Here is a 21,757-nt window from a genome sequence, read left to right as displayed (position 1 = left end):
AAAGGTATTCCGGAAATTTAAAAGGAATACCTTCGCTTATGTTTACGGGTTTAGCTCAGTTGGTAGAGCACTGGTCTCCAAAACCAGGTGTCGTGAGTTCGAGTCTCGCAACCCGTGCAAAAAAACAGATAGTTAAATAGGTTGAAAAACATTTTAACGTGTCTAAAAAAAAGAAAATAACAAAATGGCAGGATTTGTAAATTACATAAAAGATTCATTTGGAGAGTTAAAAAATAATGTGACTTGGCCTACTTGGGCTGAAGGACAGAGTTTAACTGTATTGGTTGCAGTATTTTCAATTGTTTTTTCTCTTGCTATTTGGGGTATCGATACAGTATTCAGTAAAGTTATTACTACTTACTTTCAATGGATTAGTTAACATTTAACGTTAAAAAGAAAAATTTATGTCTGAAGGAAGTGATAAAAAGTGGTATGTTGTTCGTGCGGTAAGTGGACAGGAAAACAAAATCAAAACCTATATTGAGAATGAAATAGCTCGTTTAGGGATGCAAGATTATGTTGATCAGGTTTTGGTACCAACAGAGCGTGTGATTCAAATTCGTAACGGAAAAAAAATTCATAAAGAAAAGGTGTTTTTTCCTGGGTATATTATGATTCAGGCGAATTTAACTGGAGAAGTGCCTCATATTATTCGTTCAGTAACTAATGTTATTGGTTTTTTAGGTGAAACTAAAGGTGGTGATCCTGTGCCGTTAAGACAATCTGAAGTAAACAGAATGTTAGGTAAGGTTGATGAATTGGCTGTAGAGAAAACGGCTAATGTTGCAATTCCTTATACAAAAGGAGAAACCGTAAAAGTTATTGATGGGCCGTTCAACGGATTTGATGGTACTATTGAGAAAATAAATGAAGAAAAGCGTAAGCTTGAAGTAATGGTGAAAATCTTTGGAAGAAAAACACCATTAGAGTTAAGTTATATGCAGGTTGAAAAAGTATAATAATTGTTACACTATATAAATTGATACCGTCTTTCGCTTCCAAAACATAAGAAGGTTTCAAATTAAATTATTAAAAATGGCAAAAGAATTAGGTAAAGTAGTTAAGTTACAAGTTCGGGGAGGTGCTGCGAATCCGTCGCCACCGGTTGGACCCGCTTTAGGTGCTGCTGGAGTTAATATCATGGAGTTCTGTAAGCAATTTAATGCGAGAACACAAGATAAGGCTGGTAAAGTATTACCAGTAGTTATTTCTGTTTACAAAGACAAGTCATTTGACTTTGTAATCAAAACGCCTCCAGCTGCAGTACAATTATTAGAAGCGGCCAAGGTGAAAAAAGGTTCAGGAGAACCTAACCGAAAAAAAGTAGCTAAAGTAACGTGGGATCAGATTAAAACTATCGCAGAAGACAAAATGCAAGATTTAAATGCATTTGAAATTGGTTCTGCTATGAAAATGGTTGCTGGTACTGCAAGATCGATGGGAATAACTGTAACAGGAAAATTTCCTTCTTAATCTATTAAAGCATTAGAAAATGGCAAGATTAACAAGAAAGCAAAAAGAAGCTTTAGCGAAAATTGAAAAAGGAAGGGTGTATTCATTAAATGAAGCATCTGAACTAGTAAAAGAAATTACCAATACAAAGTTTGACGCATCAGTTGATATAGCAGTACGTTTGGGTGTAGATCCTCGTAAAGCAAATCAAATGGTAAGAGGTGTAGTATCACTTCCTCACGGTACTGGTAAAGATATGAAAGTATTAGCATTAGTAACACCTGATAAAGAAGCAGAAGCTAAAGAAGCAGGAGCTGATTATGTAGGTTTAGATGAGTATCTTGACAAAATCAAGAGCGGATGGACTGATATAGATGTTATTATAACTATGCCTAGTGTTATGGGTAAATTAGGTCCTTTAGGACGTGTATTAGGTCCTCGTGGTTTAATGCCAAACCCTAAAACAGGTACAGTAACCATGGATATTGCTAAGGCAGTAGCAGAAGTAAAAGCTGGGAAAATTGACTTTAAAGTTGATAAAACAGGTATTGTACATGCTGCTATTGGTAAAGCATCATTTAGTGCTGATAAAATTGCGGGTAACGCAAATGAATTAATACAAACATTAATTAAATTAAAACCAACAACTGCAAAAGGGGTTTATGTGAAAAGTATTCACATGTCTTCTACCATGAGTCCTAGTATTGCAATTGATCCTAAGGTTAGTTAATCTAAGTTAAAACTTTTATCATGACAAGAGAAGAAAAATCACAAGTAATTGAGGAGTTGACTGCAGAATTAGCTAATAACACAAATATCTATTTAGCTGATATTTCTGGGTTAAATGCAGGGGCTACCTCAGATTTACGTCGTGCTGCTTTTAAGGCAAACGTAAAAATGGCTGTTGTTAAAAATACATTACTTGCAAAAGCAATGGAAGCTTCAGATAAAGAATTTGGAGAACTTCCTGCAGTTTTAAAAGGAAATACATCGGTGATGTATTCTGAAACAGGTAATGCACCAGCAAAATTAATTAAGAATTTCCGTAAGAAATCTGAAAAACCTTTATTAAAAGGAGCATTTATTGAGGAAGCTGTTTACATTGGTGACGAACAATTAGACGCATTAGTTGATATCAAGTCTAAAGAAGAGTTACTAGGAGAAATTATTGGATTACTTCAATCTCCTGCTAAGAATGTGGTATCAGCGCTTAAATCAGGTGGAAACACAATTGCTGGACTTATTAAAACACTATCTGAAAAAGAAGGATAGTCTTAAAGAAGTACGCACTTTATTACAATTATATTATTATTAAAAAACACGATTAAAACGATAGAAAAATGGCAGATTTAAAAGATTTCGCAGAACAATTAGTTAACCTTACTGTAAAAGAAGTAAATGAGTTAGCAACTATATTAAAAGATGAGTATGGTATCGAGCCTGCTGCTGCTGCTGCAGTTGCTGTTGCTGGTCCTGCTGCTGGTGGTGATGATGCTGGTGAAGCTCAAACTGAATTTGATGTTATCTTAAAAGCAGCTGGAGCATCTAAATTAGCTGTAGTAAAATTAGTTAAAGAATTAACTGGTTTAGGATTAAAAGAAGCTAAAGGTTTAGTTGATGATGCACCTAGCGCTATCAAAGAAGCAGTTTCTAAAGACGAAGCTGAAGCATTAAAAACTCAGTTAGAAGAGGCTGGAGCAGAGGTTGAGCTTAAGTAAGCTTAATTACTCAACAATACAAAGGTTTAGATCTGTCCTACAGAACGTGGGATAAGATCTAGACCATTTTGCGTATATAACATATACCTGAAAAAATTGCATAAAACAGCCATTAATTATGCTATGAAATTGGCTGTTTAACCGGTGTTTAAAAGCACTGACATTATTATTTTTTAATCAAAATTCCGTCCATTGATGTTATCAACACAAGCTGAAAGATTAAATTTCTCTTCTATTGTAAATAGAACGGAATATCCAGATTTCTTGGATATTCAGATTAAGTCCTTCCAGGATTTTTTCCAATTAGAAACAAAATCTGAAGAAAGAGGTGATGAAGGGTTATATAACACCTTCATGGAAAACTTTCCAATTACAGATTCTCGTAATCAATTCGTATTAGAATTTTTAGATTACTTTGTAGATCCACCAAGATACGCCATTGAAGAGTGTATTGAAAGAGGATTAACTTACAGCGTTCCGCTAAAAGCTAGATTAAAGTTATATTGTACAGATCCTGAACATGAAGATTTTGAAACCATTGTTCAAGATGTTTACTTAGGAACCATTCCTTACATGACACCTAGTGGTACATTCGTAATTAATGGTGCAGAACGTGTAGTGGTGTCACAGTTACACCGTTCACCAGGGGTTTTCTTTGGTCAATCTTTCCATGCTAATGGAACAAAATTATATTCAGCAAGGGTTATTCCATTCAAAGGATCTTGGATTGAATTTGCTACAGATATCAACCAAGTGATGTATGCTTACATCGATAGAAAGAAAAAGTTACCTGTAACCACACTTTTCCGTGCTATCGGTTTTGAAAGAGATAAAGATATCTTAGAGATTTTCGACTTAGCCGAAGAGGTTAAAGTATCAAAGTCTGGATTAAAAAAATACACAGGTAGAAAATTAGCAGCACGTGTTCTTAATACATGGCATGAAGATTTCGTTGATGAAGATACTGGAGAGGTAGTTTCTATAGAACGTAATGAGATTGTATTAGACCGTGATACTATTTTAGATAAAGATAATATTGAGGAAATCCTTGACGCAGAAGTAAAGACTATTCTTTTACATAAAGAATCTAACGAGCAAGGGGATTATGCCATTATACATAATACACTTCAAAAAGACCCAACAAACTCTGAAAAAGAAGCTGTAGAACATATCTATAGACAATTACGTAATGCTGAGCCACCAGATGAGGAAACAGCACGTGGTATTATAGATAAATTATTCTTTAGTGACCAACGTTACTCTTTAGGAGAAGTTGGACGTTATAGAATGAATAAAAAATTAGGTCTTGACATTGGAATGGATAAGCAAGTGCTTACTAAAGAAGATATCATTACCATTATTAAATATTTAATCGAGCTTATCAACTCCAAAGCAGAGATTGATGATATCGATCACTTATCTAACCGTCGTGTACGTACTGTAGGTGAGCAGTTATCACAACAGTTTGGTGTTGGTTTAGCGCGTATGGCACGTACTATTCGTGAGCGTATGAACGTTCGTGATAATGAGGTATTTACTCCTATAGATTTGATTAACGCTAAAACGTTGTCGTCTGTAATTAACTCGTTCTTTGGTACAAACCAGTTGTCTCAGTTTATGGATCAAACTAATCCATTAGCAGAGATTACACATAAGCGTCGTTTATCGGCTTTAGGACCTGGAGGTTTATCTCGTGAGAGAGCAGGGTTCGAGGTTCGTGACGTTCACTATACGCACTACGGACGTTTATGTCCTATTGAAACACCAGAGGGACCAAACATTGGTTTGATCTCTTCTCTGTCGGTATTTGCAAAGGTTAATACTATGGGATTCATAGAAACACCTTATAGACCAGTAGAAGATGGTGTTGTAGATATTAAAAATGATCCTATTTACTTAAGTGCAGAAGAAGAAGAAGAAAAATTAATTGCTCAGGCAACTGTTGAAGTTGATGGAGATGGTAAAATTTTAAACGAGAAAGTTATTGCTCGTATGGAAGGGGATTTCCCTGTATTAGATCCAAAAGAGATTCATTATACAGACGTAGCACCAAACCAAATTTCTTCTATTTCAGCATCGTTAATTCCGTTCTTAGAGCATGATGATGCGAACCGTGCATTGATGGGATCAAACATGATGCGTCAGGCAGTACCATTATTAAGAGTAGATGCACCTATCGTAGGAACAGGTTTAGAGCGTCAAGTCGCTTCTGATTCTAGAGTTTTAATTAATGCTGAAGGTGCAGGAGAAGTACTTTATGTAGATGCTAATGAAATTAAGATACGTTACGAACGTACTGAAGATGAAGCTAAAGTAAGTTTTGATAGTGATGTTAAAACTTACCAATTAGTAAAATTCAGAAAAACCAATCAAGGGACTTCTATCAACTTAAAACCTATTGTTAAAAAAGGTGATACAGTAACTAAAGGTCAAGTGCTTTGTGAAGGTTATGCAACGCAACAAGGTGAGTTGGCTCTTGGTAGAAACATGAAAGTGGCTTTCATGCCTTGGAAAGGTTATAACTTTGAGGATGCGATTGTAATTTCTGAAAAAGTGGTTCGTGAAGATATCTTTACTTCTATCCACATTGATGAATATTCATTAGAAGTTAGAGACACAAAATTAGGAAACGAAGAGTTAACTAATGATATCCCTAACGTTTCAGAAGAGGCTACAAAAGACCTTGATGAAAACGGAATGATTCGTATTGGTGCCGAGGTTAAGCCTGGTGATATTTTAATTGGTAAAATTACGCCTAAAGGAGAATCAGATCCAACACCAGAAGAAAAGTTATTACGCGCTATTTTTGGTGATAAAGCTGGTGATGTTAAAGATGCCTCTTTAAAAGCATCTCCATCATTAAATGGGGTAGTAATTGATAAAAAATTATTCGCTAGAGCGGTTAAAGATAAACGTAAAAGAGCTCAGGATAAAGATGATATCTTAGCTCTAGAAGCACAATACGACAGAAAATTTGATGAACTTAAAGATGTTTTAGTTGAAAAATTATTTAACATCGTTAATGGTAAAACAGCACAAGGTATTTATAATGATTTAGGTGAAGAAGTACTACCAAAAGGTAAGAAATTTACACTTAAAATGTTAAATGCTGTTGATGATTATGCGCATTTAGTATCTGGAAAATGGACCACTGATGAGCATACAAATCAATTAGTTGCCGATTTAATTCATAACTACAAGATTAAGGAAAATGACTTACAAGGATCATTACGTCGTGAGAAGTTTACCATTTCTGTAGGAGATGAATTACCAGCAGGAATTATTAAACTAGCTAAAGTTTACATTGCTAAAAAACGTAAACTTAAAGTAGGTGATAAGATGGCTGGACGTCACGGTAACAAAGGTATTGTTGCACGTATCGTTCGTCAGGAAGATATGCCATTCTTGGAGGATGGAACACCAGTTGATATTGTATTGAATCCACTAGGGGTACCATCACGTATGAATATCGGTCAGATTTATGAAACTGTTCTAGGATGGGCAGGTCAAAATTTAGGTCGTAAATATGCCACTCCTATTTTTGATGGAGCAAATATAGACCAAATTAATGCCTTAACTGATGAAGCTGGAATTCCTAGATACGGTCATACTTACTTATATGACGGTGGAACTGGTGATCGTTTTGATCAACCCGCTACAGTAGGGGTTATCTATATGTTGAAATTAGGGCATATGGTTGATGATAAAATGCACGCACGTTCTATTGGACCTTACTCATTAATTACGCAACAACCGCTTGGAGGTAAAGCACAGTTTGGTGGTCAGCGTTTTGGTGAGATGGAAGTTTGGGCACTTGAAGCATACGGTGCATCAAGTACCTTACGTGAAATCTTAACTGTAAAATCTGATGATGTTATTGGTAGAGCTAAAACATACGAAAGTATTGTAAAAGGTGAGCCAATGCCAGATCCAGGATTACCAGAATCTTTCAATGTATTAATGCATGAATTGAAAGGTTTAGGGTTAGACATCAGATTAGAGGAGTAGTTAATTAAAAAAATCATTTCAACCATATATTATGGCAAGAAAACAAGATAAGAATACAGTAAAGAGATTTAATAAAATCTCCATTGGTTTAGCATCGCCAGAATCTATTTTAGCTGAGTCTAGAGGTGAGGTTTTGAAACCAGAAACTATTAATTATCGTACACACAAACCAGAACGCGATGGTTTGTTTTGTGAGCGTATTTTTGGTCCTGTAAAGGATTATGAGTGTGCTTGTGGTAAATATAAAAGAATCCGTTACAAGGGTATTGTTTGTGATCGTTGTGGGGTAGAAGTAACAGAAAAGAAAGTGCGTCGTGACCGTGTTGGGCACATCAACTTGGTAGTTCCTGTTGCACACATTTGGTATTTCCGTTCATTACCAAATAAAATTGGTTATTTATTAGGCTTACCATCTAAGAAATTAGATATGATTATTTACTACGAACGTTATGTAGTCATTCAGCCAGGTATTGCTAAAAATGAAGAAGGAGAGCCATTACAAAAAATGGATTTCTTAACAGAAGAAGAGTATTTAAATATTGCTGAAACTCTTCCTCAAGACAACCAATATTTAGACGATTCAGATCCTAACAAGTTTATTGCTAAAATGGGAGCTGAATGTTTAATCGATTTATTGGCTCGTATTGATTTAGAGTCATTATCATACGAGTTACGTCATAAAGCTAATACTGAAACGTCTAAACAACGTAAAACTGAAGCTTTAAAACGTTTACAAGTTGTTGAGTCTTTGCGTGAGTCTAACCAAAATAGAGAAAACAGACCAGAGTGGATGATTATGAAGGTTATTCCAATCATTCCGCCAGAATTACGTCCGTTAGTACCACTTGATGGTGGTCGTTTTGCCACTTCAGATTTGAATGATTTATATCGTCGTGTAATTATACGTAACAACCGTTTAAAGCGATTGGTAGAAATTAAAGCGCCTGAGGTGATTTTACGTAACGAAAAACGTATGTTACAAGAATCTGTAGATTCGTTGTTTGATAACACACGTAAATCTTCAGCAGTAAAAACAGATTCTAACAGACCATTAAAATCATTATCAGATTCACTTAAAGGTAAGCAAGGGCGTTTTCGTCAAAACTTACTTGGTAAGCGTGTTGATTACTCTGCACGTTCTGTAATTGTTGTTGGTCCTGAATTGAAATTATACGAGTGTGGATTGCCAAAAAATATGGCAGCAGAGCTTTACAAACCTTTCGTTATTAGAAAATTAATAGAAAGAGGAATTGTAAAAACTGTAAAATCTGCAAAGAAAATTATAGATAAAAGAGAGCCTGTGGTTTGGGATATTTTGGAAAACGTTCTTAAAGGACATCCAGTATTACTAAACCGTGCGCCTACGTTACACCGTTTGGGTATTCAAGCCTTCCAACCAAAATTAATTGAGGGGAAAGCGATTCAATTACACCCATTAGTGTGTACAGCATTTAACGCCGATTTTGATGGTGACCAAATGGCGGTACATTTACCATTAGGGCCAGAAGCTATTTTAGAGTGTCAGTTATTAATGTTGGCTTCTCATAATATCTTAAATCCAGCGAATGGTTCTCCTGTAACGGTACCTTCTCAAGATATGGTTCTTGGGTTGTATTATATGACTAAAGAACGTAAGTCTACACCAGAATTACCAATTAAAGGAGAAGGCTTAACATTCTATTCACCTGAAGAGGTGGAGATTGCTTTCAACGAAAAACGTGTTGATTTGAATGCGGGTATCAAAGTGAGAACTATTGATATTAATGAAGATGGAAAGCTCGATAGAATGATTGTTGAAACCACTGTAGGACGTGTGTTGTTCAACCAACATGTGCCTCAGGCTGCTGGTTTTATAAATAAGGTATTAACTAAAAAATCTTTAAGAGATATTATTGGTGACATCCTTAAAGTAACGTCTGTACCTGAAACAGCTGATTTCTTAGATGCCATTAGAACATTAGGATTTAAGTTTGCATTCCAAGGCGGATTATCATTCAGTTTAGGTGATATTATTATTCCACCAGAAAAGCAAAACATGATTGACGCTGCCAATAAACAAGTTGATGGTATTATGGGTAACTATAATATGGGGCTTATTACAAATAACGAGCGTTATAATCAGGTTATTGATATTTGGACATCTACTAATGCTGAATTGACCGAGTTGTCTATGAAGCGTATTCGTGAAGATCAGCAAGGATTTAACTCGGTATTTATGATGCTTGATTCTGGAGCGCGTGGATCGAAAGAGCAGATTCGTCAGCTTACAGGTATGCGTGGATTAATGGCGAAACCTAAAAAATCTAATGCAGGAGGAGGTGAGATTATTGAAAACCCAATTCTTTCAAACTTTAAAGAGGGGCTTTCTATTTTAGAATACTTTATCTCTACGCACGGTGCCCGTAAAGGTCTTGCAGATACGGCTCTTAAGACGGCCGATGCGGGGTATTTAACGCGTCGTCTTGTAGATGTTTCTCAGGATGTTATTATTAATTCTGAAGATTGTGGTACATTAAGAGGGGTAGAAGTTGAGCCATTGAAAAAGAATGATGAGATTGTTGAGACTTTAGAAGAAAGAATCGTTGGTCGTGTATCTTTAAATGATGTTTATAACCCATTAACTGATGAGTTATTAGTATCTTCAGGTCAATTGATTGAAGATGATATTGCTAAAGCTATTGAAGAATCTCCAATTGAAAGCCTTGAAGTACGTTCTGCTTTAACATGTGAAGCGTTACAAGGTATTTGTGCTAAATGTTACGGACGTAACTTGGCTACCGGAAAAATGGTGCAACGTGGTGAAGCCGTTGGTGTGGTTGCAGCACAATCTATTGGTGAGCCAGGTACACAGCTTACATTACGTACATTCCACGTGGGTGGTATTGCTGGTAACATTTCAGAAGATAATAAGTTAGCGGTTAAGTTTGATGGTATTGCAGAGATTGAAGATTTAAAAACAGTTAAAGGTCAGGATTCTGAAGGAAATGAAATAGATATTGTAATTTCTAGAACATCTGAACTTAAACTTGTAGATAAAAAGACTGGTATTGTATTGAGTAATAACAATATTCCTTATGGTTCAACTATTTTTATTGAGAATGGTCAAGAATTATCAAAAGGAGATGTTGTTTGTACATGGGATCCTTATAACGGTGTAATTATTTCAGAGTTTGCTGGTAAAGTAAAGTATGAAAACATTGAGCAAGGGGTTACTTACCAAGTTGAAATTGATGAGCAAACTGGTTTCCAAGAAAAAGTAATATCGGAGTCTAGAAACAAAAAACTTATTCCTACGCTGCATATTGAAGATGCTAGTGGAGAAACTATACGTTCTTACAACTTACCAGTTGGAGCGCACTTGATGATTGATGATGGTGATAAGATTAACGTTGGAAAAATCTTAGTGAAGATTCCTCGTAAGTCTGCAAAAGCAGGTGATATTACAGGTGGTCTTCCACGTGTAACGGAGTTGTTCGAGGCGCGTAATCCATCTAACCCAGCTGTAGTAAGTGCTATTGATGGTGTGGTATCTTTCGGAAAAATTAAGCGTGGTAACCGTGAGATTATTGTAGAGTCTAAATTAGGAGATGTTAAGAAATATTTGGTAAAACTATCTAATCAAATTCTTGTTCAGGAAAATGATTATGTAAAAGCAGGTATGCCTTTATCTGATGGCTCTGTAACGCCTAATGATATTTTAAATATTAAAGGACCTTCAGCTGTTCAGCAATACTTGGTAAATGAAGTACAAGAGGTATATCGTTTACAAGGGGTAAAAATCAACGATAAGCACTTTGAAGTTGTTGTTAGACAGATGATGCGTAAAGTTCGAATCATTGATTCTGGTGATACTATTTTCTTAGAAGACCAATTGGTGCATAAAGCCGATTTTATTAAAGAAAATGATGAAATTTTTGGTAAGAAAGTTGTTGAAGATGCTGGTGATTCTGTTAACCTAAAAGCAGGACAAATTGTTACGTTACGTCAGTTAAGAGATGAGAACTCTATTTTACGTAGAGAAGATAAGCAACTTGTTGAAGCTAGAGATGCGCAACCAGCTACTGCTACACCAATACTTCAAGGTATTACAAGAGCATCCCTTCAAACGAAGTCTTTTATTTCTGCGGCATCGTTCCAGGAAACAACAAAAGTTCTTAATGAGGCTGCTGTTGCTGGTAAAGTTGATGATTTAGAAGGCTTGAAGGAGAATGTAATTGTTGGTCATAGAATACCAGCAGGTACAGGTATGCGTAGTTACTCAGATATCATTGTAGGCTCTAAAGAAGAGTTCGATGAAATGATGCAGGTAAAGCAAGAATTAAATTATAATTAAATGAGGACTCAAGTCTCACGAGCTGAAGGTGAAGTGAGACTTGTTAGTCGAATTTATGCTGAGCAAAGTCGAAGCATCTTATAAAATAAAAAGTCTTCATGTATATTTTATACTTGAAGGCTTTTTTAATAGCAAACAATATTATGGCAGACGAAAAAGACCAACCAAAACAAGGACAAATTAATATAGAACTAGATGAAAAGGTAGCCGAAGGCACCTATTCAAATCTGGCAATTATAAATCATTCGGTTTCAGAATTTGTAGTAGATTTTGTAAATATTATGCCTGGGGTTCCTAAAAATAAAGTAAAATCTAGAATCATATTAACACCGCAACATGCTAAGCGCTTATTAAAAGCTTTAGGTGATAATGTGGCTAGATTTGAAAATGCTCATGGTGAAATTAAGGATTACGAGCAACCTCCAATTCCTTTGAATTTTGGGCCAACCGGTCAGGCTTAAAATTTTTTAGTAAAACTGATTTGTGATTATAAAGGTTGTTCATAATATTTTCAGAAGCAACCCCCAATTCCATTAAATTTTGGTCCCACAGGTTAAGCCTAGAATAAACGCCAATAAATGTCATCATTTATTGGCGTTTATTTTTTAAGCGACTTTCTTTTTGTTACGAAAACATTGTAAAGCACCCGAAGGGCATTTTTTGACTTGGCTCATAATTTTTTCATTAGTAGCCCCGTCAATGTCAACCCAAGGGATTACAGAATTTCTAAAAACCGATGAAAGCTCTTTAGCACAAATCCCTGATAAACAACATAAAACAGGGTTGTAGGTTACTGTAATTTCTTTGTTACGGAATTCTCTAGAATTAATTTCCATGGCTAATCATTTTTGGGGTTATGACTTAACTATTGTCTAAATATAATAAATTTTATCGATTAAATGCTTAAAAATACGATTAAATGCATTTTGTGTGATAATTATTCAAATTCTGACGTAAAATGTAGTTTCACATTTGGATATTTTTGTTGCGTCATTTGCAATGAAAAAGGAGAATCGGCTAAAAACACAAGCTGATTTCGTTTGTCTTTTGCTAAAAATCGTTGTTTTACACGTACAAACTCTTTGTATTCCTCAGAATTAGCATTATGAGGATCTACCCAACAGGCTTTATGAACATTTAGGTTTTCGTAGGTACATTTAGCGCCATATTCATGTTCTAATCTATATTGAATAACTTCATATTGTAGTGCACCAACAGTACCTATTACTTTTCGTCCATTTAGCTCTAAAGTAAATAACTGTGCTACACCTTCATCCATCAATTGATCTATACCCTTATTGAGTTGTTTAGATTTTAAAGGGTCTGCATTATTGATATATCTAAAATGTTCAGGTGAGAAACTTGGTATACCTTTATAGTTCAATACTTCTCCCTCGGTTAATGTATCACCTATTTTAAAGGTTCCTGTATCTTGTAAGCCAACAATATCACCAGGGTAGGAGATATCAACTATTTCCTTTTTTTCAGCAAAAAAAGCATTTGGACTTGAGAATTTTAATTTTTTATTGTGACGTACATGTAGATAGGGAGAGTTACGTTTAAATTCACCAGATACAATTTTAACAAAGGCTAATCTGTTTCTATGATTAGGATCCATATTAGCATGTATTTTAAAAACAAAGCCACTAAATTTATCTTCATCAGGTTTTACTAAACGTTCTTCACTTTGCTTTGCCCTTGGCTGGGGAGCAATCTCTATAAAACAATCTAATAATTCGCGTACTCCAAAATTATTTAACGCCGAACCAAAAAATACAGGTTGTAAATTACCTTCTAAATAGGCTGCTTTATCAAAACTTGGGTAAATACCCTCTACCAATTCAATTTCTTCTCGTAAGGTATTAGCAGAATCTTCTCCAACTAATTTATCTAGTTCAGAAGATGATAAATCTGATATTTCAACGGTTTCTTCTATATTTTTTCTGCTGTCTCCACTAAAAAGATTTACATTCTTTTCCCAAATATTATAAATCCCTTTAAAGTCATATCCCATGCCTATTGGAAAGCTCAAAGGGGTTACTTTAAGTCCTAGTTTTTGCTCTACTTCATCTAACAAATCAAAGGCATCTTTACCTTCTCTGTCTAATTTATTGATGAATACAATCATAGGAATATTTCGCATTCTACAAACTTCTACTAGTTTTTCAGTTTGTTCCTCAACACCCTTGGCAACATCTATAACCACAATAACACTGTCAACAGCGGTAAGTGTTCTAAAGGTATCTTCAGCAAAATCTTTATGTCCAGGTGTGTCTAAAATATTGATTTTTATAGCGTTGTATTCAAAAGCCAATACAGAAGTGGCTACAGAAATTCCGCGCTGACGTTCAATTTCCATAAAGTCACTAGTGGCCCCCTTTTTAATCTTATTACTTTTTACGGCACCCGCTTCTTGAATTGCGCCACCAAATAGTAGCAGTTTTTCTGTTAGGGTTGTTTTACCAGCATCAGGGTGTGATATAATTCCAAATGTACGTCTGCGTTGTATCTCTTTTAAAAAACTCATAAATCTTTGGGTAAATGGGTTGCAAAGATACTATTTCTTGTGCATTAGAAATATAAGTTATGACGTCATTTTAATTTTCTATTTAGAAAGTACCGATTTCTAAATTAACTTGGTATTTTTGTTAGTGTATGGAGGAAGAAAAAGTAATTTTAGTAAACGAGAACGATGAAAAAATTGGGTTAATGCCAAAAATGGAAGCCCATGAAAAAGCGTTACTACATCGTGCATTTTCAGTGTTTATTTTTAATGACAAGAATGAGCTGATGTTGCAACAGCGTTCCCTTGAAAAGTACCATTCTCCAGGGTTATGGACAAATACGTGTTGCAGCCATCAAAGGGACGGAGAGAGCAATATAGAAGCAGGTAAGCGAAGATTGCAGGAAGAAATGGGATTTGTTGTCGATCTGTCTGAAACTGTTTCATTCATTTACAAAGCGCCTTTTGATAATGGACTAACCGAACATGAATTAGACCATATATTGCTTGGTAATTTTAATGGCAAACCAAATATAAACCCAGAAGAAGTGGCCAATTGGAAATGGATGCCTTTGGAAGCTGTAAAAAGCGATATTAAAGTTCACCCCGAAAACTATACGGCTTGGTTTAAGGTGATTTTCGAAAAATTTTACGAATATATAAACGTGAACAGATGAAGGTAAAAGTTAGTAGAAAGGCACATTTTAATGCAGCGCATCGTTTATATAGAAAAGATTGGGACTTTGATAAAAACCAAAATGTGTTTGGTAAATGTAATAATCCCAATTTTCATGGTCATAATTATGAACTCATTGTTAGTATAACTGGTGAAATTGATAAGGAAACTGGTTATGTTATTGATATGAAAGTTTTAAAGGACATAATTAAACAGGAAGTTGAAGATGCTTTTGACCATAAAAACTTTAATCTTGAAGTACCAGAATTTAAAGACTTAAATCCAACGGCTGAAAACATTGCGGTGGTTATCTATAACAAGATTAAACCAAAAATTGAGCCAGAGCTAGATTTAGAAATAACACTATATGAAACCCCTAGAAATTTTGTAAGTTATGCAGGAAAATAAAGCAAATGTAGGATTATATCCTTTGAAGTTTTATCCCATTTTAAAAGACAAAATTTGGGGAGGAACCAAACTTAGGGATATTTTGAGTAAAGGCTCTGATGGCCTTAATGTTGGTGAAAGTTGGGAAATTAGTGATGTAGAAGGAGACACATCTATAGTGTCAAATGGGGCGTTAAAAGGACGATCTTTAAAGGAGTTATTAGTAAACTATGGAGCTGATTTACTTGGAATACAGAATCAAAAAGTTTTTAAAAACAAGTTTCCTCTTTTAATAAAGTTTATTGATGCTAAAGAAGATTTGTCCATTCAATTACATCCTAATGACCAATTAGCTGCCGAACGCCATAATTCATTTGGAAAAACCGAAATGTGGTATGTGATGCAAGCCGATGAGGACGCTAATTTAATAGTGGGCTTTAATCAAGAAATGACTAAAGAAAAATACTTAGAACATCTTAAGTACAAGACCTTACCAGATATACTAAATGTTGATACCGTCAAAGAAGGAGATACCTATTTTATTGAAGTGGGGCGCGTTCATGCCATAGGTGCAGGAGTTATGGTAGCAGAAATTCAGCAAACCAGTGATATAACCTATAGGGTTTATGATTGGGATCGGGTGGATGCTGATGGTAATGAAAGAGAATTGCATAATGATTTGGCTATCGATGCTTTTGATTTTGATATGCCCGATAATTTTAGAGTATCGTATTCTAAAGAGATGAACGTATCAAATGAAATGGTGACTTGTCCTTACTTTACAACCAATTATTTAAGTGTAAATACTAATCAGAAAAGAATGAATCAAAAAGATTCGTTCATAATATATATATGTGTTGATGGAGAGGTTAGTATTACGGCAAATGGGGTCACTGAGCAATTAGTAAAAGGAGAAACATTGCTATTACCAGCCGCTATTAAATCGTATGAAATTAATGCAAAAAAGGCCACCCTATTAGAAGTTTATGTGTAATTTTGTAGACAAATAAAATAAGAAATTATGGCAAATGTTAGAGAATTAAAAAAAGATATCAATTATGTTTTAGGAGACATCATTGAGGCGGTTTATGTTTGGGAATATGAAAATACAGATAAAGATACCAAAGAAAGTGAAGCTATTATTGATGAGGCTATAGAAACCTTTGATGCCTTAATAGCTAAGGTTAATGCTAAGAATATTGATAATCCTAAAGCTCATTTTAAAGCGATAAATAACGAACTTGAAAAAAAGGGAAGGGCTTTAATAGAAAAAGTTAATAATCTAGGGTAAATTTTTCATCGGGTTGTTTGGATATATAAAATTTGCGTTTATATTTGCACCCGTTAAAAAAGCCGATATAGCTCAGCTGGCTAGAGCAGCTGATTTGTAATCAGCAGGTCGTGGGTTCGAGTCCCTCTATCGGCTCAATAAAAAAAGCTTCATAGGTATGAGGCTTTTTTTGTATCCAAACCTTAAAAAAAATAGGCTATCAGTTTTGTTTGATAGCCTATTTTTTTATTTTGAATCTTTTATTACTTAGTTTTCTTTTTTAATCTCTATTATGAACTGGTTTAATTCTTTTCCATATTTAGATGCCTTAACTTCGGGCGTAAGTGATTTATTTATGGTGTTTAATAAATCTAATCTGGCATTGTAAATTTCAGATAAAGCCAAATAAGGGGCTACTTCACTATTTTTATGAGTAAGGGCGTAATTAACAGTGAATAGATATTTTCGTTTGAGTGCATTTTTTTCCTCTTTTTCAAGTTTTATAAGTTTTAAAGAATCCCCTGTTTTATAAGCTTCAAATTTTTCTTTTATAATTTCTAAGTTTCGGTTGTTTATTTTTGAAACCATGGTTTGATAGTCTTCCAGAACCTTTTGTTGAGCAGAACCTTTTATCTGGGCATCAAAAACAAAGTTTTTTAAAGAGGTATTTATTTCAGTAATACCTTTATCTGCAAAAAAGGTAATTCTATCTTCGTTCTTACTATTCTTGTCTAGATAGAGAAAAAACACTTCAGGTGATTCTAAATCGCTATTTAGTTCAACAAGAGACTGACCATTTACGGAAACAGAATCTACAGTGATTAGTGTGGTGTCTTCTATTTTTTTAAGGTAAAGAGTGCCCTTTTTTAAGCCATCTATGTTTGCTTTTACAACTAAATCTTTTTGATCTTTTGCACATGCCACGGCTAATAGCACCATAATAAGAATAAAAATATGTTTCATGGGTATATTATATTTTGGAGGGCAAATATCTTATAATTATTATATAAAAACTAACTCATGGCTGCAATTTTCATTAACTCGGCGCAAAGCATAGCACCATAGGTTCCCACCACATAACCAAATACTGCTAGCAACACACCTACAGTAGCTAATGAAGGGTGAAACGCAGCCGCAACCACTGGAGCAGAGGCCGCACCTCCAATATTAGCCTTGCTTCCTACTGCTAGGAAAAAATATGGGGCTCTGATTATTTTCGCTACTAGAAAGAGAAGACTAACATGAATAGCCATCCAAATGAGACCAACAACAATAAGACCTGGATTTTCGGAAATGGTTGTTAAATCCATTTTCATACCAATACTGGCTACTAAAATGTAAATAAAAATACTTCCTATTTTACTAGCTCCAGCCCCTTCATAAGACTTAAATTTTGTAAAAGACAGTACAATACCCATAACGGTAGCAATAGTAATCATCCAGAAAAATTGCGATCCAAATGATGACATGGCAGATGTTTTATCCCTTATGACGTCAAAATTATTTTTTAAAAAATCTGATACTACATTGGCACCAAAATGAGCAAGGCCAACAGCTGTAAAAGCAAGACCGAGTATAATCATATAATCAGATAAGGTTGGATTTCTTGAAATTTTGTCTGCATAAGTTGATACACGTTCTTTTAAAACTTCAATAGCGCTATTATCTGCTTTTAACCAGTTATCAATTTTATCAGATTTTCCAATACCAAGTAAAAGAATGGCCATCCATATATTAGCCACCACAATGTCTACAATAACCATACCTGCATAATTATCTGTATTGTATCCATATATTTCTAACATGGCAGCTTGGTTTGCGCCACCTCCAATCCAACTTCCAGCTAATGTGGCTAATCCACGCCAAACAGCGTCAGGACCAACGCCACCAACAGTTTCAGGAGACACTATTGAGGTGAGTAAAATAGCAATGGGACCTCCTATAATGACACCCACCGTTCCTGTTAAAAACATTATAAGCGCTTTAGGACCAAGGTTGAAGATGGCTTTTAAGTCTATACTTAAGGTCATGAGTACTAAGGCGGCAGGCAAAAGAAATCGACTTGCCATATAATATATTTGTGAATGGTGTTCAACCATTACACCTGTAGTATCAGTGGTAATCCACTTAGGAGCAATGATCCCAAAGGTAGTTAAAGCACCAGGTAGCATATAAGCCATTAATAATGCGGGTATATATTTATAGAATTTAATCCAAAATGGTTTTGAACTAGAAGATGTATAGAAAACAAATCCTAATGCTAACATGAGACATCCAAAAACAATGGTGTCTTCCGTGAAAATAGGTGGTGTATTCATTATATTTTTTTGTAGACTGAAATATATTAAAAATAATACGAATTATTATTGTTTTGGCATGAATGTTGCGTTTATAAATACAGTTACATTCGCAGTTAAGTTTATTGAGTGGTTACTTTAAACTTAAGAATTGTAATTCATATTTTTGGTTGGTTAGTTAGAGAAAAAACACCTTGTTTTCAAGGTGTTTTTTTATGTTTTAACCTTAATCCGTTGGTTGTTTTTAGTTCAGGAATCACATGATTATATGTTTTTTATCGGTGAAATACGTTGTTTTGACTTTAATTGTTAAAAAAAGATGTATTTCGTCGAATATATGTGTTTTTAAACGTTTTTATATCTTTTGTAGTTGTATATTTGAAGTGTACTAAATAACACACTTTTTAGTTCAATGGATTAATTAATTAATATTTGCATTATGTTGTTGAAATGGAGACCCCAAATCTAGCATCATAATATAAAAAGCAAATTGAAAGAAAGCCGAGTTTGAGGGAACTCGGTTTTTTTTATGCAATGTATCTAAAGGTTAAATTAATCCGTTTTCCTATTATCTTTCTTGTTTTAGGAATTTGATGAAGCCAGTTACTTTGGGTTTCTCCTTGCATTAGTAAAAGACTACCGTGCTCAAGAACAATTTTAGATTTTAAAAGATTATTCTTTTTATGTTTTAATTGAAAAACACGTGCTGTCCCCAATGAAATAGAAGCAATAATAGGATTTAATCCTAGTTCTTTTTCGTTGTCGGCATGCCAACCATTACTGTCAGAACCATTTCTGTAAAGATTTGCCAGGCAGCTTGTAAAGATAACATTAAACTGGCTTTCAATACGAGATTTTATTTTTAATAAATCTTTAGTAAACCTATGAGGTTGCATAGTGATGTTACTGTAACAATACGCTTTACCATTATTAGCAAAAAATGAGGTTAGTCTTGGTTGTTCATAGGTTTTGCCAAAGAACTTAATAACATCATGTTGCCATTTTATGTTTTTTAGCAGGGATAGAAAATAAGCATCGGCCTCCCTTTGGTTTAAAAACTTAGGGTAATAACTTACATTCGCATCTTTTAGGTTTAAATTTGTAGGAGACTTTAAAAGCATATACTTTTGTTTCTTAATTTACGGAAAATTCAAGTTTTAATGAAATACTCTTTTCTTACAATACTATGTTTTTTTTTAATGCAATTACATGCACAGTTACCTGAAGGTTTTGTATATGTTAAAGATGTTATTCCTGATTTAGATGTTGATTTAAGATATCATGGAAAAAATAATTTTGTTGGAACCTCAATTGATGGTTACGAAACAAATCGCTTGATTTTAACGGAGCACGCGGCCAAAGCTTTGTTTTTGGTTCAACAGTACTTGCAAGATAGAAATTTATGTTTGTTGGTTTATGATGGCTATAGACCACAGCGCGCTGTAAATCATTTTATTAGATGGGCAAAAAAATTGAATGATACTTTAACTAAGCCTTCTTTTTATCCAGATGTGGCCAAGGCGAATTTGTTTAAGTTTGAATATATTGCTAGTAGGTCTGGACACAGCAAGGGCAGTACGGTTGATTTAACTATAATTGATGGTAATACTGGAGAACTATTGGATATGGGGAGTACCTATGATTTTTTTGGAGAAGAGTCTTGGGGTAATTATAAAGGTATTACGACACAGCAAAAAGCAAATAGAGTATTATTACAACATGCCATGTTAAAGCATGGTTTTAGAAACTATCCGAAAGAATGGTGGCATTTTACGTTAATAGGCGAACCTTTTCCATATACCTTTTTTGATTTTCCTATAAAATAAATACTAGTCAATATTCTTTTAGATAGATTAAAGCGTTAGTACCAACGCTTCTTTTTCTTTTTTGAAGCTTGACTTTTTCGCCCTTTTTTATGTTGACTACCTGTTTTTTTGGATTTATGAATTATGGGTTTTTCCTTTGGATTTAAAGGGTAAGGATGTTCATCAATAACATCTAGGTGTAATTGAATAAGTTGTTGTATAGATTTAATATAGCTTTTTTCATCAGCAGAACAAAGGGATACAGCAAGTCCAGAATTTCCGGCTCTTGCGGTCCTACCTATTCTATGCACATAGGTTTCAGGAATATTAGGTAAATCGAAATTTATAACAGCATCTAAATTATTAATATCAATACCGCGTGCCGCAACATCTGTAGCAATTAAAATATTCGTGGCACCATCTTTAAAACGATTGAGAGCTTCTTGTCTTGCGGTTTGACTTTTATCTCCGTGAATACTGTCAACTTTATACCCGTTTTTTACTAACGTTTTTTCAAGTTTATCTACACCAAATTTAGTTCGTCTGAATATTATAATACGCCCATTTATGGTGTTTCTTAGCAGATGCAAACATAATTCTATTTTGTTGCGTTTAGGTACATAATAGAGAAATTGGTCTACATTTGAAGCGGTAGATGAATTTTGCGCTACTTCAATACGTTTAGGGTCGTGTAGTATGCTATTGGCCAACTGTTCTACTTTATAGGGAATGGTAGCAGAAAATAAGAGAATTTGTTTCTCACGTGTACATAAGCGTTCAATTTTTTTAACATCATCAAGAAAGCCCATATCTAGCATTAAATCGGCTTCGTCCAAAACCAAAATCTCCACATAGTCCAGATTAACTACATCTTGTTTATGCAAATCTAAAAGCCTTCCTGGTGTAGCAATTAAAATATCAATACCTTTATTTAATACGTCCTTTTGAGGATCAATAGAAACGCCTCCATAAATCACAGTAGTTCTTAAATTGGTATAGGTACTGTAGGTTTTAAAATTATCTTGAATTTGAAGTGCTAATTCTCTGGTAGGACTCACAATGAGTGCTTTGATAGTTTTTCCTTTTTTAGGAGCATCTTGCTTGTCAAGTAATAACTGTAAAATAGGGAGTGCAAAGGCGGCTGTTTTACCAGTTCCTGTTTGGGCAGAAACAATAACATCTCGTTTTTCTAAAACATAAGGGATGGTTTTTTCCTGAACCCGTGTAGGGGAATCATAACCTGTTTCTGCAACTGCTCTTAATAACGGTTTTCTTAATTGTAAGTCTTTAAATGACATTAATATGAAT

Annotated in this window: 20 protein-coding genes and 2 tRNA genes; 16 read left to right on the top strand and 6 right to left on the bottom strand. The window is 34.5% G+C overall.

Annotated elements, in window-relative coordinates; translation table 11 throughout:
* The first annotated feature begins 44 nt into the window (after window positions 1–44).
* The 10 genes from KFZ70_RS00225 (at window position 45) to KFZ70_RS00180 (ending at window position 11,972) form a co-directional block, all read left to right on the top strand.
* Window positions 45–117 (top strand) — tRNA-Trp (locus tag KFZ70_RS00225).
* Window positions 118–184: 67 nt separating this feature from the next.
* A complete protein-coding gene (secE, locus tag KFZ70_RS00220) occupies window positions 185–379 on the top strand; it encodes a preprotein translocase subunit SecE (protein ID WP_139697921.1) in 195 nt (64 codons plus the stop codon).
* Between the two features lie 25 nt (window positions 380–404).
* Window positions 405–959, top strand: coding sequence for a transcription termination/antitermination protein NusG (nusG, locus tag KFZ70_RS00215; protein ID WP_139697920.1), 555 nt, complete (start codon window positions 405–407; stop codon window positions 957–959).
* 76 nt (window positions 960–1,035) lie between these two features.
* On the top strand, window positions 1,036–1,473 hold the full coding sequence (gene rplK / locus KFZ70_RS00210; RefSeq protein ID WP_139697919.1) for a 50S ribosomal protein L11: 438 nt from the start codon (window positions 1,036–1,038) through the stop codon (window positions 1,471–1,473).
* Window positions 1,474–1,492: 19 nt separating this feature from the next.
* On the top strand, window positions 1,493–2,182 hold the full coding sequence (gene rplA, locus KFZ70_RS00205) for a 50S ribosomal protein L1 (protein ID WP_139697918.1): 690 nt from the start codon (window positions 1,493–1,495) through the stop codon (window positions 2,180–2,182).
* Between the two features lie 20 nt (window positions 2,183–2,202).
* Window positions 2,203–2,724 carry a 50S ribosomal protein L10 gene (rplJ, locus tag KFZ70_RS00200; RefSeq protein ID WP_139697917.1) on the top strand — a complete coding sequence of 174 codons (522 nt, stop codon included), beginning with the start codon at window positions 2,203–2,205 and terminating at the stop codon, window positions 2,722–2,724.
* Window positions 2,725–2,792: 68 nt separating this feature from the next.
* Window positions 2,793–3,170 (top strand): 50S ribosomal protein L7/L12, encoded by a 378-nt coding sequence (rplL, locus tag KFZ70_RS00195; protein ID WP_139697916.1) that lies wholly within the window; start codon window positions 2,793–2,795, stop codon window positions 3,168–3,170.
* Window positions 3,171–3,365: 195 nt separating this feature from the next.
* Window positions 3,366–7,178: a DNA-directed RNA polymerase subunit beta gene (gene rpoB / locus KFZ70_RS00190; RefSeq protein ID WP_139697915.1), complete on the top strand. Its 3,813-nt coding sequence runs from the start codon at window positions 3,366–3,368 to the stop codon at window positions 7,176–7,178.
* A 31-nt stretch (window positions 7,179–7,209) separates the two neighbouring features.
* A complete protein-coding gene (gene rpoC / locus KFZ70_RS00185; RefSeq protein ID WP_139697914.1) occupies window positions 7,210–11,511 on the top strand; it encodes a DNA-directed RNA polymerase subunit beta' in 4,302 nt (1,433 codons plus the stop codon).
* Between the two features lie 143 nt (window positions 11,512–11,654).
* Window positions 11,655–11,972, top strand: a complete 318-nt coding sequence (locus KFZ70_RS00180) for a DUF3467 domain-containing protein (protein WP_139697966.1) — start codon at window positions 11,655–11,657, stop codon at window positions 11,970–11,972.
* Between the two features lie 144 nt (window positions 11,973–12,116).
* Here KFZ70_RS00180 and KFZ70_RS00175 read toward each other — a convergent pair whose 3' ends face one another.
* On the bottom strand, window positions 12,117–12,347 hold the full coding sequence (locus KFZ70_RS00175) for a (4Fe-4S)-binding protein (protein WP_139697913.1): 231 nt from the start codon (window positions 12,345–12,347) through the stop codon (window positions 12,117–12,119).
* Window positions 12,348–12,448: 101 nt separating this feature from the next.
* Window positions 12,449–14,038: a peptide chain release factor 3 gene (locus KFZ70_RS00170; protein ID WP_139697912.1), complete on the bottom strand. Its 1,590-nt coding sequence runs from the start codon at window positions 14,036–14,038 to the stop codon at window positions 12,449–12,451.
* Window positions 14,039–14,166: 128 nt separating this feature from the next.
* On the opposite strand from KFZ70_RS00170, the gene idi reads away from it, so the two are divergent.
* The 5 genes from idi to KFZ70_RS00145 all read left to right on the top strand — a co-directional run bounded on the left by idi (window position 14,167) and on the right by KFZ70_RS00145 (window position 16,503).
* A complete protein-coding gene (gene idi, locus KFZ70_RS00165; protein ID WP_139697911.1) occupies window positions 14,167–14,691 on the top strand; it encodes an isopentenyl-diphosphate Delta-isomerase in 525 nt (174 codons plus the stop codon).
* Window positions 14,688–15,098 (top strand): 6-carboxytetrahydropterin synthase, encoded by a 411-nt coding sequence (locus KFZ70_RS00160; RefSeq protein WP_139697910.1) that lies wholly within the window; start codon window positions 14,688–14,690, stop codon window positions 15,096–15,098. Before idi ends, KFZ70_RS00160 begins: the two co-directional genes overlap by 4 nt.
* A complete protein-coding gene (locus KFZ70_RS00155) occupies window positions 15,085–16,071 on the top strand; it encodes a type I phosphomannose isomerase catalytic subunit (protein ID WP_139697909.1) in 987 nt (328 codons plus the stop codon). The genes KFZ70_RS00160 and KFZ70_RS00155 overlap by 14 nt, the downstream gene beginning before the upstream one ends.
* A 27-nt stretch (window positions 16,072–16,098) precedes the next feature.
* The gene (locus tag KFZ70_RS00150; protein ID WP_139697907.1) at window positions 16,099–16,368 is read left to right on the top strand and encodes a hypothetical protein; all 270 of its coding nucleotides are present in this window, start codon (window positions 16,099–16,101) and stop codon (window positions 16,366–16,368) included.
* A gap of 61 nt (window positions 16,369–16,429) precedes the next feature.
* Window positions 16,430–16,503: transfer RNA gene (locus tag KFZ70_RS00145), tRNA-Thr, on the top strand.
* 111 nt (window positions 16,504–16,614) lie between these two features.
* Here the strand turns inward: KFZ70_RS00145 and KFZ70_RS00140 are convergent.
* From KFZ70_RS00140 to KFZ70_RS00130, 3 genes are all read right to left on the bottom strand, one after another.
* Window positions 16,615–17,310, bottom strand: coding sequence for a DUF4369 domain-containing protein (locus KFZ70_RS00140; protein WP_139697905.1), 696 nt, complete (start codon window positions 17,308–17,310; stop codon window positions 16,615–16,617).
* 50 nt (window positions 17,311–17,360) lie between these two features.
* Window positions 17,361–18,665, bottom strand: coding sequence for a DUF819 domain-containing protein (locus KFZ70_RS00135; RefSeq protein ID WP_139697903.1), 1,305 nt, complete (start codon window positions 18,663–18,665; stop codon window positions 17,361–17,363).
* Between the two features lie 506 nt (window positions 18,666–19,171).
* The gene (locus KFZ70_RS00130) at window positions 19,172–19,765 is read right to left on the bottom strand and encodes an alpha-ketoglutarate-dependent dioxygenase AlkB (protein WP_139697901.1); all 594 of its coding nucleotides are present in this window, start codon (window positions 19,763–19,765) and stop codon (window positions 19,172–19,174) included.
* A gap of 78 nt (window positions 19,766–19,843) precedes the next feature.
* Between KFZ70_RS00130 and KFZ70_RS00125 the strand changes: the two genes are divergently transcribed.
* On the top strand, window positions 19,844–20,470 hold the full coding sequence (locus tag KFZ70_RS00125) for a M15 family metallopeptidase (RefSeq protein ID WP_233244065.1): 627 nt from the start codon (window positions 19,844–19,846) through the stop codon (window positions 20,468–20,470).
* 35 nt (window positions 20,471–20,505) lie between these two features.
* Here KFZ70_RS00125 and KFZ70_RS00120 read toward each other — a convergent pair whose 3' ends face one another.
* Window positions 20,506–21,747: a DEAD/DEAH box helicase gene (locus tag KFZ70_RS00120; RefSeq protein ID WP_139697897.1), complete on the bottom strand. Its 1,242-nt coding sequence runs from the start codon at window positions 21,745–21,747 to the stop codon at window positions 20,506–20,508.
* Window positions 21,748–21,757 lie beyond the last annotated feature (10 nt).

The sequence above is a fragment of the Allotamlana fucoidanivorans genome, from assembly GCF_045788535.1.
GTDB lineage: Bacteria > Bacteroidota > Bacteroidia > Flavobacteriales > Flavobacteriaceae > Allotamlana > Allotamlana fucoidanivorans.
The sequence above is the reverse complement of the archived record's forward strand: the minus strand, read 5'-3'. Positions and strand labels throughout refer to the sequence as shown.